The 16,238-nt window shown below is 73.2% G+C and carries 10 protein-coding genes; 8 read left to right on the plus strand and 2 right to left on the minus strand.

Annotated features, from left to right (window positions below; translation table 11 throughout):
• Positions 1–143: 143 nt before the first annotated feature.
• Genes ACFY2X_RS25845 through ACFY2X_RS25870 form a run of 6 tightly spaced genes read left to right on the plus strand, consistent with a single transcriptional unit; the run spans position 144 to position 10,829 of the window.
• Positions 144–1,166, plus strand: coding sequence for an iron-siderophore ABC transporter substrate-binding protein (locus ACFY2X_RS25845; protein ID WP_389942172.1), 1,023 nt, complete (start codon positions 144–146; stop codon positions 1,164–1,166).
• Positions 1,163–4,528, plus strand: coding sequence for an amino acid adenylation domain-containing protein (locus ACFY2X_RS25850; protein WP_389942175.1), 3,366 nt, complete (start codon positions 1,163–1,165; stop codon positions 4,526–4,528). Before ACFY2X_RS25845 ends, ACFY2X_RS25850 begins: the two co-directional genes overlap by 4 nt.
• The gene (locus ACFY2X_RS25855; protein ID WP_389942178.1) at positions 4,525–7,998 is read left to right on the plus strand and encodes an amino acid adenylation domain-containing protein; all 3,474 of its coding nucleotides are present in this window, start codon (positions 4,525–4,527) and stop codon (positions 7,996–7,998) included. Before ACFY2X_RS25850 ends, ACFY2X_RS25855 begins: the two co-directional genes overlap by 4 nt.
• Entirely contained in the window at positions 7,991–8,776 is a 786-nt protein-coding gene (locus ACFY2X_RS25860; RefSeq protein WP_389942181.1) for a thioesterase II family protein, read from the plus strand. The genes ACFY2X_RS25855 and ACFY2X_RS25860 overlap by 8 nt, the downstream gene beginning before the upstream one ends.
• Positions 8,773–9,762, plus strand: a complete 990-nt coding sequence (locus tag ACFY2X_RS25865; protein ID WP_389942184.1) for a FecCD family ABC transporter permease — start codon at positions 8,773–8,775, stop codon at positions 9,760–9,762. The genes ACFY2X_RS25860 and ACFY2X_RS25865 overlap by 4 nt, the downstream gene beginning before the upstream one ends.
• Entirely contained in the window at positions 9,759–10,829 is a 1,071-nt protein-coding gene (locus ACFY2X_RS25870; protein ID WP_389942187.1) for a FecCD family ABC transporter permease, read from the plus strand. The genes ACFY2X_RS25865 and ACFY2X_RS25870 overlap by 4 nt, the downstream gene beginning before the upstream one ends.
• 110 nt (positions 10,830–10,939) lie before the next feature.
• On the opposite strand, the gene ACFY2X_RS25875 is transcribed toward ACFY2X_RS25870, so the two are convergent.
• On the minus strand, positions 10,940–12,508 hold the full coding sequence (locus ACFY2X_RS25875; protein ID WP_389942190.1) for an SIP domain-containing protein: 1,569 nt from the start codon (positions 12,506–12,508) through the stop codon (positions 10,940–10,942).
• A 100-nt stretch (positions 12,509–12,608) separates the two neighbouring features.
• On the opposite strand from ACFY2X_RS25875, the gene ACFY2X_RS25880 reads away from it, so the two are divergent.
• Positions 12,609–13,985, plus strand: coding sequence for a salicylate synthase (locus ACFY2X_RS25880; protein WP_389942193.1), 1,377 nt, complete (start codon positions 12,609–12,611; stop codon positions 13,983–13,985).
• A 22-nt stretch (positions 13,986–14,007) separates the two neighbouring features.
• Here ACFY2X_RS25880 and ACFY2X_RS25885 read toward each other — a convergent pair whose 3' ends face one another.
• Positions 14,008–14,790, minus strand: a complete 783-nt coding sequence (locus ACFY2X_RS25885; protein WP_389942400.1) for a TetR/AcrR family transcriptional regulator — start codon at positions 14,788–14,790, stop codon at positions 14,008–14,010.
• Between the two features lie 159 nt (positions 14,791–14,949).
• Here ACFY2X_RS25885 and ACFY2X_RS25890 point away from each other — a divergent pair, with 159 nt between their 5' ends.
• Positions 14,950–16,236 carry a serine hydrolase domain-containing protein gene (locus tag ACFY2X_RS25890; protein WP_389942196.1) on the plus strand — a complete coding sequence of 429 codons (1,287 nt, stop codon included), beginning with the start codon at positions 14,950–14,952 and terminating at the stop codon, positions 16,234–16,236.
• Positions 16,237–16,238: the final 2 nt, after the last annotated feature.

Below are 16,238 nucleotides of genomic sequence, written 5' to 3' on the forward strand. Positions count from 1 at the left end.
GCGAGAGGAGGGGGCGGAAGGCGAGAGATGGTGATGCCCGGAGTGGCGCACCGAAATGATATTGATTAGGTTAGCCTAACCAACATTTAATTAGGCAAGCCTTGCCAAACTTTCCGTGTCCCCCGTTTCGCCGGAGGTTTCACATGCCCAGGTCCCCGCTCTCCGTTCCCCCACTCGACCGGCGGAGATTCCTGCTGGGAGGGGCGGCCCTCGGAGCGGGTTTCGTCCTCGCCGGATGCGGCGGAAGCGCCGCAGGGGCCCCGGTCACGGCGGCGGGCGCGGGCGCGGCCTCCTCCGGCTTCCCCAGGACCGTCACCACCAAGCTGGGCGCGATCACCATCCCCAGGCGTCCCGAGCGCGTGGTCACCGTCGGTTTCCCGACCGGAACCGCCGACGCCGCCCTGGCCTGCGGCGTGGTACCGGTCGGCATGCCCAAGTCGCCGGGCCGGCCGGGCGGGGTCGAGCCCTGGGTCGCCGCGAAACTCCAGGGCCGCACCCCCACGCTGATCGAGCCCAACGTCGTGGACGTCGAGCAGATCCTCGCCCTCAAACCCGACCTGATCCTCGCCGGCATGCACCGCGCCATCGGCGACGACTTCGAGAAGCTCTCCAAGGTCGCACCGGTCGTCACCTACGAGGGCGCCGCCCCCTTCCAGGACACCTGGCAGCAGCAGACCACGCTGATCGGCAAGGCGCTGGGCGCCGAGGACAGGGCCGCGGCCGCGATCAAGGAGGTCGAGGACCGGTTCGCGAAGATCCGCGCCGACCACCCGGCGTGGCAGGGCAGGACCTTCACCTTCACCCAGGGCGCCACCCTGGCGCAGATCCCGACCGTCACCGACCCCAACGAGTCTTCGGCGCGGATGTTCTCCTCCTTCGGCCTGAAGCTGTCGCCGAAGGTCCAGGCGCTCGGCGCCAAGCGCGAGGTCAGCGCCGAACGCCTGGACCTGATCGACGCCGACCTGGTCGTGATGTTCTTCCCCTCGCCCGAGGCGCAGAAGACCTTCGAGTCCAACGCCGTCTTCTCCAAGATCCCGGCGGTCAGGGAGGGGCGCTACGTCACCGTGGACACCTCCCTGGCCTTCGCGCTCATCGCGCCCGGCGTGCTCAACGTCTCCTGGGCCGTCGACCAGTTCCTCCCCAAGCTCGACAAGGCCCTGGCATGACCCCGGGCGGTACGGCGAGCCGGGACGAACGGCGGCGCGCGCTGCTGCGCCGCCTGCTCGACGAGCGCGGCATCGCCGCGCGGCAGGGAGGCCGCGAGGGCATCCCGGCCCGGCCCGGCGGGACGGCCGTGCCGTTGTCCTACGCCCAGCAGCGCATGTGGTTCATCCACCAGGTGGACCCCAAGGGTGCGGCGTTCAACGTCTGCATCATGCTGCGGCTGACCGGCGCGCTCGACCCCGCCGTGCTGCGGCGCGCCTTCGAACGGGTGGCCGGGCGGCAGGAGGCGCTGCGCACGGTCTACCTGGTCGACGGCACCGGCGCGCCGTACCAGAACGTGCTGGAGCACCTGCCGCCGTCGTGGTCGGAGGCCGACCTGAGCGGCCTGGCCGAGGAGGAGCGGGAGGCGGCCCTCGCGCGGCTGGCCCGGCAGGCGGGGCGCGACCCCTTCGACCTGACCGCCGACAGCCCCCTGCGCCTGGTGCTCGTACGGCTCGCGGCGGACCGGCACGTCCTGGTCATGGTCGTCCAGCACATCGCCTGGGACGGGATGACCTTCGGCGTCCTGTCCAGGGAACTCGACGCCGCCTACCGCGACGTCCTGGCCGGGCGGGACGACTCGCTGCCCGCCCTGGCCGTGCAGTACGCCGACTTCGCCGCCTGGCACCGCGCCCGCTGGGAGAACACCCCCGACCGGACCCAGCTGGAACACTGGCGGACGCGGCTGACCCCGCCGCCGGCCCGCATCGACCTGCCGACCGACTTCGAGCGGACCGCCGTCGCGAGCGGCGAAGGGGGCCGGCACACCCACCACGTGGATCCCGAGCTCACCCGGCGGCTCACCGCCCTCGCCGCCCGGGAGCACGCGACGCCGTTCATGGCGCTGGTCGCGGGCCTGGCCGCGCTGCTCGGCCGCTACACCCAGTCGCAGGAGGTCGCGATCGGCACGCCGACGCTCAACCGCGACCACGCCGACCTCACACGGCTGATCGGCAACCTCGGCAACACCCTCGCGCTCCGGGTCGACCTGAGCCGCCGGCCCTCCTTCCGCGAGCTCCTGGGCCGGGTCCGGGCGGTCTGCGGCGAGGCCTACGCCAACCAGGACGTCCCGTTCGACCTGCTGCTGGACGAGCTGGGGGTGGAGCGCAGGCTGGACCGCAGCCCGCTGTTCGACGTCACGATCGTCTTCCTCACCCAGGGCATGGACGGACCCGACCTGCCAGGGCTGGAGGTGACATGGGAGACCTTCCACAACGGCACCGCCCAGCTGGACCTGTCCTTCGAGGCGTTCCTGCTGGAGTCCGGGCTCAGCATCGAGGCCACCTACCGCACCTCCCTGTTCCGCGAGGAGACGGTGGTACGGCTCATGCGGCGGCTGGAGCACCTCTTCGCCCAGGTGGTGGACAACCCCGAGGCGCGGTTGCCCGAGCTGGACATCCTGCTGGACGAGGAACGCCCGCTGGTGCTCGGCGCGTGGGCCGACCGGAGCCGCCCGGTCGCGCCGTCCACGGTCACGGCGCTCTTCGAGGAGCAGGCGGCGCGGTCGGGGGACAGCCCGGCCCTGGTCTTCGAGGGGGAGGAGCTCACCTTCGCCGAGCTGAACGCCCGCGCCAATCGGCTGGCCCGGCTGCTGGTGGCCGAGGGCGTCGGGCCCGAGACGCCGGTCGGCATCGCGCTGCCCCGCTCGCTCGACGTCATGGTGGCGATTCTCGCGGTGCTCAAGGCCGGTGGCGCCTACGTCCCGCTCGACCCCGACTATCCGCTGGAACATCTCGCGCACGTCCTGGACGACGCCCGGCCCGCGGTGCTGCTGACCCGCGCCGGGGTCGAGCTGCCGAGGTCCGGGATCGAACTCGACGACCCCGCGGTGCGGGCGCGCCTGAACGGCCTGCCCGGTCACGATCTCACCGACGCCGAGCGGACCGCGCCGCTGAGCCCGCACCACCCGGCGTTCGTCATCTACACCTCCGGCTCCACCGGGCGGCCCAAGGGCGTCGTGGTGCCGCACACGGGGCTGGTGAACCTCTTCCACAGCCACCGGGAGGAGCTTCACCGCCTCGCGCGCGAACGCACCGGGCGCGAGCGGCTGCGGGTGGGCCATGCCTGGTCGTTCTCCTTCGACGCGTCCTGGCAGCCGCAGCTGTGGCTGCTGGACGGGCACGCCCTGCACGTCCTGCCGTACGAGACCTATGCCGATCCCCGCACCCTGGCGGCGGCGATCCGCGAGCGGGGGCTGGACTTCATCGAACTCACCCCCTCCCTCCTGGAGGAGACGCTGCGCTGGCTGGAGGCCGACGGCGGGCCGCTGCCCGCGGTGCTGGGCTTCGGCGGCGAGGCGGTCTCGCCGGCGCTGTGGGAGCGGCTGGCCGGCCTTGCGGGGGTGGCCGCCTTCAACCTGTACGGCCCGACCGAGGCGACGGTCGACTCCCTCGTCGCCCGGGTGCGGCCGGGGGAGGGGCCCGCGGTGGGGCATCCGGTCGCCGGGGCCCGGGTCGCAGTGCTCGACGCGGCGCTCCGGCCGGTCCCTCCCGGGGTTCCCGGCGAGCTCTACGTCGCGGGGGAGGGCCTGGCCCGAGGCTATCTCGGGCGCCCGGGGCTGACCGCCGAACGATTCGTGCCCGACCCCTTCGGCCCGCCCGGCTCGCGCACCTACCGGACCGGAGACCTGGTGCGCTGGCGGGCCGACGGGGCGCTGGAGTTCCTGGGCCGGGCCGACGACCAGGTCAAGATCCGCGGGTTCCGGATCGAACCCGGAGAGGTCGAGGCGGCGCTGCGCCGCGCGGCCGGTGACCGCCAGGTCGCGGTCACCGTGCGCGAGGACCGCCCGGGGGACCGGCGGCTGGTCGGCTACGTGGTGGCGGCGCCGGACGAGGTCGATCCGGCCGGGCTCCGCCGCCGGGTCGCCGAGGAGCTTCCCGACCACATGGTGCCCGGCGCGGTGGTCGTGATCGGCGCGCTGCCCCTGATGCCCAACGGCAAGCTGGACCGCCGTGCCCTGCCGGCCCCGGTCCACACCGCCGGGCCGGGCGGGCGCCCGCCCCGAACCGACGCCGAGAAGCGTCTGTGCGCGGTCTTCGGCGAGGTGCTCGGGATCACCGGCATCGGCGCCGAGGACGACTTCTTCGAGCTGGGCGGTGACAGCCTGGCCGCGGTGCGGCTGATGCGCGGCGCCCGCGAGGCGGGCATCGAGTTCGGCGTCCGCGACCTGTTCGCGCACACGACCCCGGCGGCCCTGGCCGCCCTGACCGGCGCCCGGGGCACGACAGGCCCCGAGCGACCGCGGCAGGCAGGAGATCCAGGGGACACAGCCAGGGACACAGCCCAAGCCGACGACCTCCGAAGCGAAGGACAACGCATTCCATGATCACGATCGACGACCTCCGGCGTGTGGCCACCGACCTGCTCGGGCCCGGGGCGACGCCGCCGGGTGACCACGACGACCTGATCACTCTGGGGCTGGACTCCATCCGGTTCATGCGGATCGCCGACCGCTGCCGCCGGGCGGGCCTGGACGTCGGCTTCGCCGACCTGGCGCGCCGGCCCACGCTGGCCCAGTGGGCCGAGCTGATCGCCGGTCTCGCCGGGACCTCCGAGCATGCCGTGTCCGAACAAGCCGCCTCCGCGCCGGTCGGGACGGACCGCTCCGGCACCGCGGCCGCCGTACCTGCACAGGGCGAGCCCTTCCCCCTCGCCCTGATGCAGCATGCCTACTGGGTCGGACGGGGTGGAGGACAGACCCTCGGCGCGGTCGCCGCGCACCTCTACACCGAGTTCGACGGACACGGCGTCGACCCCGGGCGGCTGGGCGTCGCGGTCGCCGCGCTGGCCGAGCGCCACCCGATGCTCCGCGCACGGATCCTCGACGACGGCCGCCAGGTGATCGAACCGTGGACGCGCGGCACCGACCTCGAGGTCCTCGACCTGCGGGACACCCCGGCAGAGGAGATCGAGGGACGACTCACCGCGCTGCGGGACCGGCTCTCCCACCGGCTGCTCGACGTCGAGGCCGGGCAGATGTTCGACGTGCGGGTGACCCTGCTGCCCGAAGGCCGGACCCGGGTGCACGTGGACGTGGACATGCTCGCGGCCGACGCCCGCAGCTACCGGATCCTCCTGGCCGACCTCGTGCACCTGTACGAGCGCCCGGCCGAGCCGCTGCCCGACCTGGGCTACGACTACGCGAGCTACCTGGCCGAACGCCGCCTTCAGCCGCCGGCGGAGTCCGATGTGCGCTGGTGGCGCGAGCGCCTGGCCGAGCTGCCCGGCGCGCCCGCTCTCCCGGTCCGGCCCGAGGCCGAGCGCGGCGACCCCAACCGCGTCACCCGCCTGCACGGCTGGCTCTCGCCCGAACGGCGAGCCCGGCTGACGGCGCGGGCCCGCGCGCACGCGGTCACCCCGGCCGTCGCCGTCGCCACGGCCTTCGCGGAGGTCATCGGCGCGTGGAGCGGGCAGCCGCGCTTCCTGCTCAACGTGCCGCTGTTCGACCGCCGCCCGCTCCACCCCGACGTCGACGGCGTCGTCGGCGACTTCACCGGTTCGATCATGCTGGACGTGGACCTGAGCGAGCGGCTCACGTTCGCCGAGCGCGCGGCCGAGGTTCAGCGGCGCATGCACGAGGCCGCGGCCCACTCCTCCTACTCCGGGCTGGAGGTGCTGCGCGACCTCTCGCGTGACCAGGGCGCGCAGGTGCTGGCGCCGGTGGTGTTCACCAGCGCCCTCGACCTCGGCGAGCTGTTCGGCGCGAACGTGGAGAACTGCCTCGGCGAGCCCGTCTGGATCGTCTCCCAGGGACCCCAGGTGATCCTCGACGCCCAGGTGACCGAGCTGCACGACGGGTTGCTGACCAACTGGGACGTGCGCGCCGACGCCTTCCCCGACGGGGTCGCCGACGCCATGTTCGCCGCGTTCGGCTCGCTGATCGACCGGCTCGCCGACGGGGCCGCCTGGGACGCCGAGGTCGGGCCGCTGTTGCCCGCCGGGCAGCTCGCCGTCCGCGAGCGCGCCAACGCCACCGACGGGCCGCTGCCCGAGCGGGCGCTGCACCGGTCCTTCTTCGCGCAGGCCGCGAGCACCCCGCAGGCACCCGCCGTCCTGGGCGCGGGGCAGCCGCCGCTGACCTACGAGGAACTGGCCCGGCGGGCGCTGAGCGTCGCCGGCGCGCTGCGCGCACGCGGCGTCGTCCCCGGCGACCCCGTCGGGATCCGGCTGCCCAAGGGCCCCGAGCAGGTGGTCGCGGTGCTCGGCGTGCTCGCGGCCGGGGGGCACTACGTGCCGATCGGCGTCGAGCAGCCGCCCGCGCGCGCCGCCCGCATTCGCGAGCGCGCCGGGACGCGGGTGGTCCTCGGCGACGACCTTCCCTACGTGGAGGCGGTGACCTGGGAACGGCCGCTCGCCGTTCCCGAGGACACCGCCCCCGACGCGGTCGCCTACGTCCTGTTCACCTCCGGCTCCACCGGCGAGCCCAAGGGCGTGGAGGTCTCCCACCGCGCGGCGGCGAACACCGTCGCCGACCTCGTCGAACGCTTCGGGCTCGGCCCGGACGACCGCACGCTGGCGCTGTCCGCGCTCGACTTCGACCTGTCGGTCTTCGACGTCTTCGCGCCGCTGTCGTCCGGTGGCGCGGTGGTGACCGTGGACGAGGCCGGCCGCCGCGACGCGGCCGCGTGGGTCGGCGAGGTGCGCGAGCACGCCGTCACCGTCCTGAACTGCGTGCCAAGCCTGCTCGACATGCTCCTCGTCGCGGCCGAACGTGACCGCTTGGGCTCGACCCTGAGGGTGGTGCTGCTGGGCGGAGACTGGGTCGGCGTGGACCTGCCGGTCCGCCTGGCCGCCCAGGTGCCCGGCTGCCGCTTCGCCGGCCTGGGCGGGACCACCGAGACCGCCATCCACTCCACGGTGTGCGAGGTGCGGGACGGCCGGGTCCCGGCGGGCTGGACGAGCATCCCGTACGGCACGCCGCTGCGGAACGTCCGCTGCCGCGTGGTCGACGTCCAGGGCCGTGACTGCCCCGACTGGGTGGCCGGAGAGCTGTGGATCGGCGGTGCGGGGGTGGCCGACGGCTACCGGGGCGACCCCGAGCGTACGGCGGACCGGTTCGTCGAGGCGGACGGCCTGCGGTGGTACCGGACCGGAGACCGGGCGCGCTACCGGGCCGACGGCACGATCGAGTTCCTGGGCCGGGCCGACCACCAGGTCAAGATCCGCGGGTTCCGGATCGAGCTGGGAGAGGTCGAGGCCGCGCTGGCCGATCACCCGGCGGTGCGGCACGTGACCGCGCTCGTCGCCACGGCGGGCACCGTGCCGCGCCTGTGCGCGGTCGCGGTGGCCGGACCGGAGGCCGGCGAGGACGGGCTGAAGGCGCACGCCGCCGAGCGCCTGCCCGCCCACATGGTGCCCGACCGCATCGTGGTCGTCGGCGAGCTGCCGCTCACCGCGAACGGCAAGGTCGACCGTCGCGCGCTGACCGCGCTGGTCGCGGCGCGGGCCGAGGCCCCCGAGCATGTCGAGCCGGTCACCCCGGTGCAGAAGGTGATCGCCCACGTCTGGGCCCAGGCGCTGGAGGTCGACCGGGTCGGCCTGAACGACGACTACTTCCTGCTGGGCGGCGACTCGGTGCTGGCGACGGTGATCGTCGGGCGGCTGCGCGAAGCCCTGGACACCGATGCGATCTCGGTTCACGACGTCCTGCAGTCCCTGACCGTCGCCCGCCTGGCCGAGGGGCTGGCCGACGACCGCCTCACGCTGGTGGCCGAGGTGTTCCTGGAGGTGGAGCTCATGACGGAAGAGGAGCTGGAGGCCCGGTTCGCCGGGGAGACGGGGGTCGGCCGTGGCTGACCTCGACACCCCCTGGCTCCGCCGCCACCGGCCCAGCCCCGGCGCCGGCGCGCGGATCATCTGCTTCGGGCCCGCCGGTGCCTCGGCCAACCTGTTCCGCGGCTGGGCCGTCCGGGTCTCCGCCGACGTCGAGGTGCTGTCCGTGGCCTACCCGGGCCGCGAGCGCCGCTTCGAGGAGCCCGCGATCGAGGAGATGGAGACCCTGGCCGGTGCCGTCGCGGACGTCCTGGCTTCCCGGCTGCGGATCCCGACGGTCCTGTTCGGTCACAGCATGGGCGCCTCGGTCGCCTTCGAGGTGACCCGGCGCCTGGAGGCGGGCGGGTCGGGTCGGCCGGTCGGGCTGGTCCTTTCGGGGCGCCAGAGTCCCGCTCTCCAGCGCGAGCGGCCCAGCGACGCCGCGGACTACGACGACCGGCGCATCATCGAGCACCTGCGCGAGCTGGGCGGCACCCCGCCCGAGATGCTGGAGGACCCCGACTTCCGCGAGCTCGTCCTGCCGGCCTTCCGCACCGACTTCCGCCTCGTCGGCCGCTACCTGCCCGAGCTCGAACCGATGATCGACACGCCGCTGTCGGTGGTGCTCGGCGACCGGGATCCCGGCGTTCCCGTCGCCGACGCCGATCGGTGGCGGGAGGTCGCGCGGAGGTTCGCCGGGATCCGCACCTTCCCCGGCGAGCACTTCTATCTCCTGGATCAGGAGGAGGAGGTCGTCTCCCACGTCGTCGACTTCCTGACGGCGCGGCGGGCCGAGGCCTGGTCGCGGTCACCGGTGTCGTGAGGGTTTTCCTGATCATCGTCGCGGGCGCGGTCCTGCTGCTCGTGGCGTCGCTGAGCATCAGCGTCGGCACCCGGGCGATCGCCCTCACCGACGTGTGGACGCTGTTGCTGCGCCCCGACGGCTCCGACGCCGCCGCGGTCATCCACGACCTGCGGCTGCCGCGCACCGTGCTGGGGATCCTGGCCGGGGCGGCGCTCGGGGTCGCCGGCGCCCTGATGCAGGCGATCACCCGCAACCCGCTGGCCGACCCCGGCCTGCTCGGTGTGAACGCCGGGGCGTCGCTGGCCATGGTGGTCGGCTTCGTCGCGCTCGGCACCGACACCGTGCTGGGCCAGATGTGGTTCGCGTTCGCCGGGGCGGCGACGGCCGCCGTCGCGGTCCATCTCATCGGCTCCGGCCGCCGCCGCGGCGGACCGGCGCCGGTGCGGACGGTGCTGGCCGGGGCGGCGGTGTCGGCGTGCCTGCTGGCGACGGTGCAGGGGGTGATCCTGCTCGACCCGGCCGCGCTGGACCGGTTCCGGTTCTGGGCGGTCGGGGCGCTGGCCGGGCGCGAGTCCGGTGTCGTCGCCGCCGTCGCCGTCCCGATACTGGCCGGGTTGCTGCTGGCGCTGCCGCTGGGCCGCCCGCTCAACGCGATCGTGCTCGGCGAAGGCGCCGGGACCTCCCTGGGGGTGAGCCTGGCGAGCACGCGGCTGATCGCGATCACGGCGATCACGGTGCTGTGCGGGGCGGCGACGGCGGCGGCCGGGCCGATCGGTTTCGTGGGGCTGGCCGTACCGCATCTGGCCAGGGCGATCGTCGGTCCGGACCAGCGGTGGGTGCTGCCGTACTCGATGGTCCTCGCCCCGATCCTGCTGCTCTGCTCCGACGTCCTGGGCCGGGTGATCGATCGGCCCGCCGAGATCCAGGTGGGCGTGGTGTGCGCGTTCGTCGGCGCGCCGGTCCTCATCGCCGTCGCCCGCCGTCCGAGGACGGCCGCGCTGTGACCGCCGGCGGGGAAGGGCTCTCCCGCCCGCCGACGGGGCTGGGCCGGGCGGTGCGGCTGGAGGTCGCGGGGTGGTCGGTGCGGGCCAGGCCGCGGGCGGCCGTCGCCGTCACCGTGCTCGCGGCCCTGGTGTTCTTGCTGGTGGTGGCCGGGATCCTGGTCGGCGGGCCGGGGGTCGCCCTGTCCGACGTGCCGGCGGCGCTGGCCGGCCAGGGCGACATGGCCACGACCTACGTCGTGCAGTCGGTACGGTTGCCGCGCGTGGGGGTGGCCGTGCTGGCCGGTCTGGCGCTCGGCGCGTCCGGCATGCTGTTCCAGAACATCGGCCGCAACCCGCTGGCCAGCCCGGACATGATCGGTTTCACCGCCGGGGCGTCGGCCGGAGCGGTGCTGCAGATCCTCGTCTTCGACGCCGGGGCGGCGGCGGTGGCCGCCGGGGCGGTGGCGGGCGGCCTGCTGACCGGGCTGGCCGTCTACCTGCTCGCCCACCGGACAGGTCTGCACGGCCAGCGGCTGGTCGTCGTCGGGGTCGGCCTGGCGGCGATGCTGCTGGCCTGCACGTACTACCTGCTGGCCCGGGCGGACAGGACCGAGGTGCGCGTCGCCGCCGAGTGGCTCACCGGCTCCCTGAACGGCCGGACCTGGGAGCACGCCGTTCCGCTGGCCGTCATGGTCGCCCTGTCGCTGCCGGCGCTGGCCGTGCTCATGCCCCGCCTGCGCGCGCTGGAGCTCGGCGACGACAGCGCCCGTTCGCTCGGTGTCGACGTCGAGCGGGCCAGGCTGGCCGCCCTGCTGGTCGGCGTCGGCCTGGCCTCCGGTGCGGTCGCGGCGGCCGGGCCGATTCCCTTCATCGCGCTGGCGGCGCCGCAGCTCGCCGCCCGGATCACCCGGGGCTCGCCCACCGCGCTGTGGCCGGCCGCGCTCTGCGGGGCGGTTCTGCTGCTGGGTGGTGACGCGCTGACCCAGCAGCTCTTTCCCGGCGCGAAGCTTCCCGTCGGCGTGGTCACCGGCGCGCTCGGCGGGATCTATCTCGCCTCGCTGGTGCGCCGGGGCGGACGCGCCTCCTGACCGGTCTCTCCCGGTGGCACGCCCCGGCCCTCCACATCCGGTCACGTCCGGTGCCGCGCCCTGACCGCTCTCGCCCGGTGTCGCTCGCCGGGCGAGACCGGCCAGACGCGTCAGTGCGCGGTACGGGAATCGCGGGGACGGTTCCAGTACCCCAGCGCGCTGACCTGGTCGCGGCCCAGGTTCCGCTCCTCCAGCAGGTGCCGCCGCAGGCTCTGGATCACCAGGGACTCCCCGGCCGCCCAGACCTGAGGCCGGCCGGGCGGGAAGGTGAGGCCCCGCACGGCCGTCTCCAGGGCTTCGCCGCGCCCGGGTTCGGCCTGCCCGCGGTGGATCCAGTGGACCCGCACGCCCGGAGCGGCCAGCGCGGCCTCCTCCTCGGCGTCGCGCACCTCGATGACGGCGATGACGTGGTGCCCGTCCGGCAGGGACTCGGCGATCGCGCCGATCGCGGGCAGTGCGGTCTCGTCACCGGCCAGCAGGGTCCAGTCGGCCGCCGGGTCGCCGATCCAGTGCACCCGGGTGCCGCCGTAGCCCACCCGGTCGCCGGGCGTGGCCGTACGCGCCCAGCGTGCGGCCGGGCCGTGATCACCGTGGAGGAAGAAGTCGATGGTGAGCAGGCCCGACTCGCGGTCGTAGGAGCGCACCGTGAAGTTGCGGGTGTGCTGCCGGCCCGCGTGCTCGGGGAAACGCCACCGGCCCACCTCGGGCAGGACGACCTCGGTCGTGCCCGGGACCGGCCAGATCAGCGTGATGATCTCGCCGGGCTCCTCGACGGGCAGGGCGTCGAGTCCGTCGCCGCGGAAGGTGAGCCGTCGCATGAGAGGGGAGAGCGGTTCGGCGGAGACGACCTCCAGCACGCCGACCGACAGCGGGAACGCCCGGGCCCGGACCGGGGTGGCGTCCTCGTTCGGGCGGCGCGCGATGACGCGCGTGTTGTGGACGTTCGTCTGGCCCGTCTTGAAGAGGGCCAGCAGCGCTTCGTCGATGAACGCGTCCGCGTCGTCGCCCAGCGCGTCGGCCTGGGCGGAGAACGCCGTCGTGCGCGTCACCCGCCGCAGCGACTCGGGGTCCTTGGGGCCGGGCACGTCCACGTCGTTCTCCACGACGACGATCTCCAGGCCCTCCTCCCTGAGGATCTCGCAGACCACCTCGACCGGGTGGTGGAACATCGCCAGCGGCACGGCGGCCAGGCGCTCACGCCACGCGGGCCGGTCCATCACCTTCTGGATTATGGTGCGCATGAGGAACCCGGCGGCCTGCGGCTGTCCGAAGCTCCACTGCAGCACGACCTGCCCGCCTGGGCGTGCCGCCCGGGCCATGGTCCGTACGGCGTGGCGCGCGTCGCTGAGCCAGTGGAGCATCCAGGAGGAGTGCACCACCTCGAACCAGGCTTCCGGAAGGCGCAGTTCGTGGGCGTCCTGGATCTCCGCCTCCACGGTGAGACCGGCGCAGCGCCTGCGCGTGGCCTCGACCATCGAGGCGGAGGCGTCGCTGGCCCAGACCTCGAAGTGCCGTTCGGCCATGGCCGCGGCGATCTCGCCGGCTCCGCATCCCACGTCGGCGAACCGGCCTCCCGAGTGCAGGTGCGCTTCGGCGAGTGCGAGCGCCTCCATCGCCGACTGGTACTGCCCGGAGTTCTCGGTGACGTATTGCTCCGCCTTCCACGTGGCGTTCGTCATGAGCGGATCCCTTCGACCAGTTAATTAGGATTGCCTAACCTAAAATATTTTAGGTTAGGCAATCCTAATCTAGGATGATCCTTGACCAAGGAGGAATGCCATGACCGGTATCGGCTACCACGAACGCCGCGTAGTGCTGAGCACTGATCCCCTCGCGACGGCCGCCGCGCTGGCAGCGGCGTCGGAGGAAGACCACGTCCTGTACGAGAACCGGGACGAGGTGTCCTGGGCCGAAGGCGAGCACGCCACGCTGAGCGTCCGGGCGGACGGCGTGACCTTGACCGAGCCTGGCAACGATCAGTACTTTCCCGCCGACGGCGCTCCGCTGGACGCGGTGGCGCGGGCGCTCGGCCGGCTCAGGCCGCGAGGCTGGCGCGCTTACGGCTGGGCCACGTTCGAGCTGAGCTACGCCCTTCACGGACTTGACCGGCTTCTTCCTCCGACCCCCCTGGCCCACCTGGTGATACCGCGGAGGGAGATCCGGCTGAGCGGCGGCACCGCGCTGCTGCGGGCTCTCGATCCCGGCGACCTCGACTCGCTTGAGCGCCGCCTCGCTGCGGCCGGCCGGGAGCCCGCGCGAGAGCAGGTGTCGGCCGAGGTGGAGACGTATGGCCGAGACTCCTACCGCCGGGCCGTGGCCGACGCCGTGACCGAGATCGGCGCCGGCCGTCTCGACAAGGTCATCCTCTCCCGGGTGGTGCCGGTCCCCTTCGAGATCGACCTGCCCGCCACCTACCTGGCCGGGCGCCGTGCCAACGCCCCGGCCCGTTCCTTCCTGCTCCGGCTCGGCGGCTGGCAGGCCGCCGGATTCAGCCCCGAGATCATCACTCGGGTGAGCGCGGACGGCCTGGTGCTCACCCAGCCGCTGGCCGGGACGCGCGCCTTCGACGGCGACCCGGACACCGACCGCAAGCGCCGGGAGGAGCTTTACCGCGACGCCAAGGAGGTGTTCGAGCACGCGATCTCCGTACGGCTGGCCGGTGAGGAACTCGCCGGGACGTGCGAGCCCGGAACCGTCCGCGTGGACGACTTCATGTCCGTCAAGGAGCGCGGGAGCGTCCAGCACCTGGCTTCACAGGTGTCGGGACGGCTGGCCCCCGGCCGCAGCGGCTGGGACGCGCTGGCGGCGCTGTTTCCGGCCGTGACGGCCTCCGGGATCCCGAAGGCCGCCGCCTGTGAGCTGATCCACCGGAGTGAGCCGGAGGAGCGAGGGCTCTACAGCGGGGCGGTGCTGACCGCCGACGCCGACGGCACCGTCGACGCCGCCCTCGTGCTGCGCAGCGTGTTCCGGCGGGCGGGCCGTACGTGGCTGCGCGCGGGGGCGGGCATCGTGGAACACTCCACACCCGACCGCGAGCTGGAGGAGACCTGCGAGAAGCTGCGCAGCGTGTCGCGCTTCCTGGTGCCCGCCCCCGGTGCCGGTGAGCGCCCCTCCGTGGAAGCCGAGGCGCTGAGCTACTCCAGCACCGTCATGTGACGATCCGGCGGCGCCCCGCGTCTCACCCTGCGGAGCCGCTCCTGGTCTCCAGGCCGTCCAGGACGCGCTCGAGGCCGTAGGAGAAGTCCTCCTCGCGGATCTTCCCCGGGTCGTCGTCTCCCCGTGCGGCGTACCCGTCCTGCATCCGCGGGTGGTCCCGCAGGGCCTGTTCGGCGGTCGTGCGCAGGCTCTCCGCCCATTCCTGTTCGGTCTGGCCGCTGCGGGCGAGCAGCGACAGGTATGCCGCCTCGCTGGTGGTCATCCCGACGACGTAGGCGATGAGGGCCTTCATGGCTTGTTCGGCCTCCCTGGGCGCGAAGCCCGCCGCCTGGAACAGGGCGAGCATGCGCTCCGACTGCCGCATCACGTTCGGCCCGAGCTGGATGAGCCCGACCTGGCCGAGCACTGAGGCGACCCAGGGGTGACGCAGGACCATCGAGCGCAGGCTGCGGGCGCAGTGGGCGACGGCCGCCCGCCAGGCGGCCGGGTCGTCGGCGTCGGGCACGTGTATCTCGCCGTAGACCTCATCCACGACCAGTTCGATTAGCTCGTCCTTGTTGGCGACGTGCCGGTAGAGCGAAGTGGCCCCGGCGCCCAGCCGGGTGCCGAGGCTGCGCATGCTCAGGGCCTCGATGCCCTCCTCGTCCAGCAGCCGGACGGCCTCGGAGACGATCCGGTCCTGGCTCAGCGCCGGTTGCTCCCGCGATCGGCGCCGGCGGGCCCACACCGAGGGAATGGGCTGCTTGTCGGCGGGCATGTGGGTCTCCTCTTCTTTCCGGTGGACGTCAGCGTACAGCGTGCGCATCACGCGTACAGCGTGAGGTTTGCGGCGCTGAACCCGGCTCATGTGCGATCGGAAGAGGAATGCTTGGCTTGCGTACATAGTTCTCATTTGCGCACGCCGTTCCTCATGAGTACAGTGTTCGCATAACGAGAACGCCGTACGCACATCGAAGGAGAAGTCATGCCGAAGAACGCAAGCTGGAACATGAAAGGCACTTGGGACATGAACGGTAACTGGGAGTCGAAGGGGCGCTGGGAGGAGAAGGACGGACGGAGCGGGGCTCTGTCGGAGGCGGGGCTGCGCCGGATGTGCGACGTGCTGGCCGGGCATGTGGAGTCCGGGGCGGTTCCCGGCCTGGTCGCCCTGATCGGCCGGGGGGACGAGACGCACGTCGAGGCGATAGGGACGATGCACGTGGGCGGTGACGCGCTGATGCGCCGCGACACGATCTTCCGGATGGCGTCGCTGAGCAAGCCGATCACGGCCACGGCGGTGATGCTCCTCGTCGAGGAGTGCCGGCTGCGGCTGGACGACCCGGTCGAGACGTGGCTGCCCGAACTCGCGAACCGGCAGGTGCTGAAGCGGATCGACGCCCCGCTGGAGGAGACGGTCCCGGCGCTGCGGCCGATCACCGTGCGGGACCTGCTGACCTTCACCTTCGGGTTCGGGGTGGTGCTGGCGCCGCCGGACACCTACCCGATCCAGGTCGCGATACGGGAGCTGGGCCTCGACACCACGTCGCCGGAATTCGGGCCGGAAGAGTGGATCCGCCGGCTGGGAGAGCTTCCGCTGATGCACCAGCCGGGAGCGCTGTGGCAGTACCACACCGGCTCCGACGTGCTCGGCGTGCTCGTCGCGAGGGTCGCCGGCCAGCCGTTCGGGACGTTCCTGCGGGAGCGGCTCTTCGGCCCGCTCGGGATGAAGGACACCGGCTTCCACGTGCCCGCGGACAAGATCCACCGGCTGCCGACCAGCTACGCCCACGACCCGGAGACCGGCGGGCTGATCGTGTGGGACGAGGCCTCTGGCGGAAAGTACAGCCGACCGCCGGTGTTCGAGGCCGGCGGCGACGGGCTGGTCTCGACCGCCGACGACTACCACGCCTTTTACCGGATGCTGCTGAACAAGGGGACACACGGCGGGGAACGCATTCTGTCCCGGGCCTCGGTCGAGCTGATGACGACGGACCGCCTGACGCCGGAGCAGAAGGCCGAGAAGGACGTCTTCGGCGACCACTTCGGCAGGCATGGCGGCTTCGGCTTCGGGATGGCGGTCCGCACCCACCGCCGCGACCTGGCGTCCGTGGGCCAGTTCGGCTGGGACGGCGGCCTGGGCACGACGGCGTACGCCGACCCGGTCGAAGGGCTCACCGGAATCCTGCTGACCCAGGCGGCGATGGACTCCCCGGACACGCTCCGCCTCCACCGGGACTTCTGGACCACGGCCTACCAGACGATCGACGGCTGACC

This window comes from Streptosporangium sp. NPDC000396 (genome assembly GCF_042898655.1).
Taxonomy (GTDB): domain Bacteria; phylum Actinomycetota; class Actinomycetes; order Streptosporangiales; family Streptosporangiaceae; genus Streptosporangium.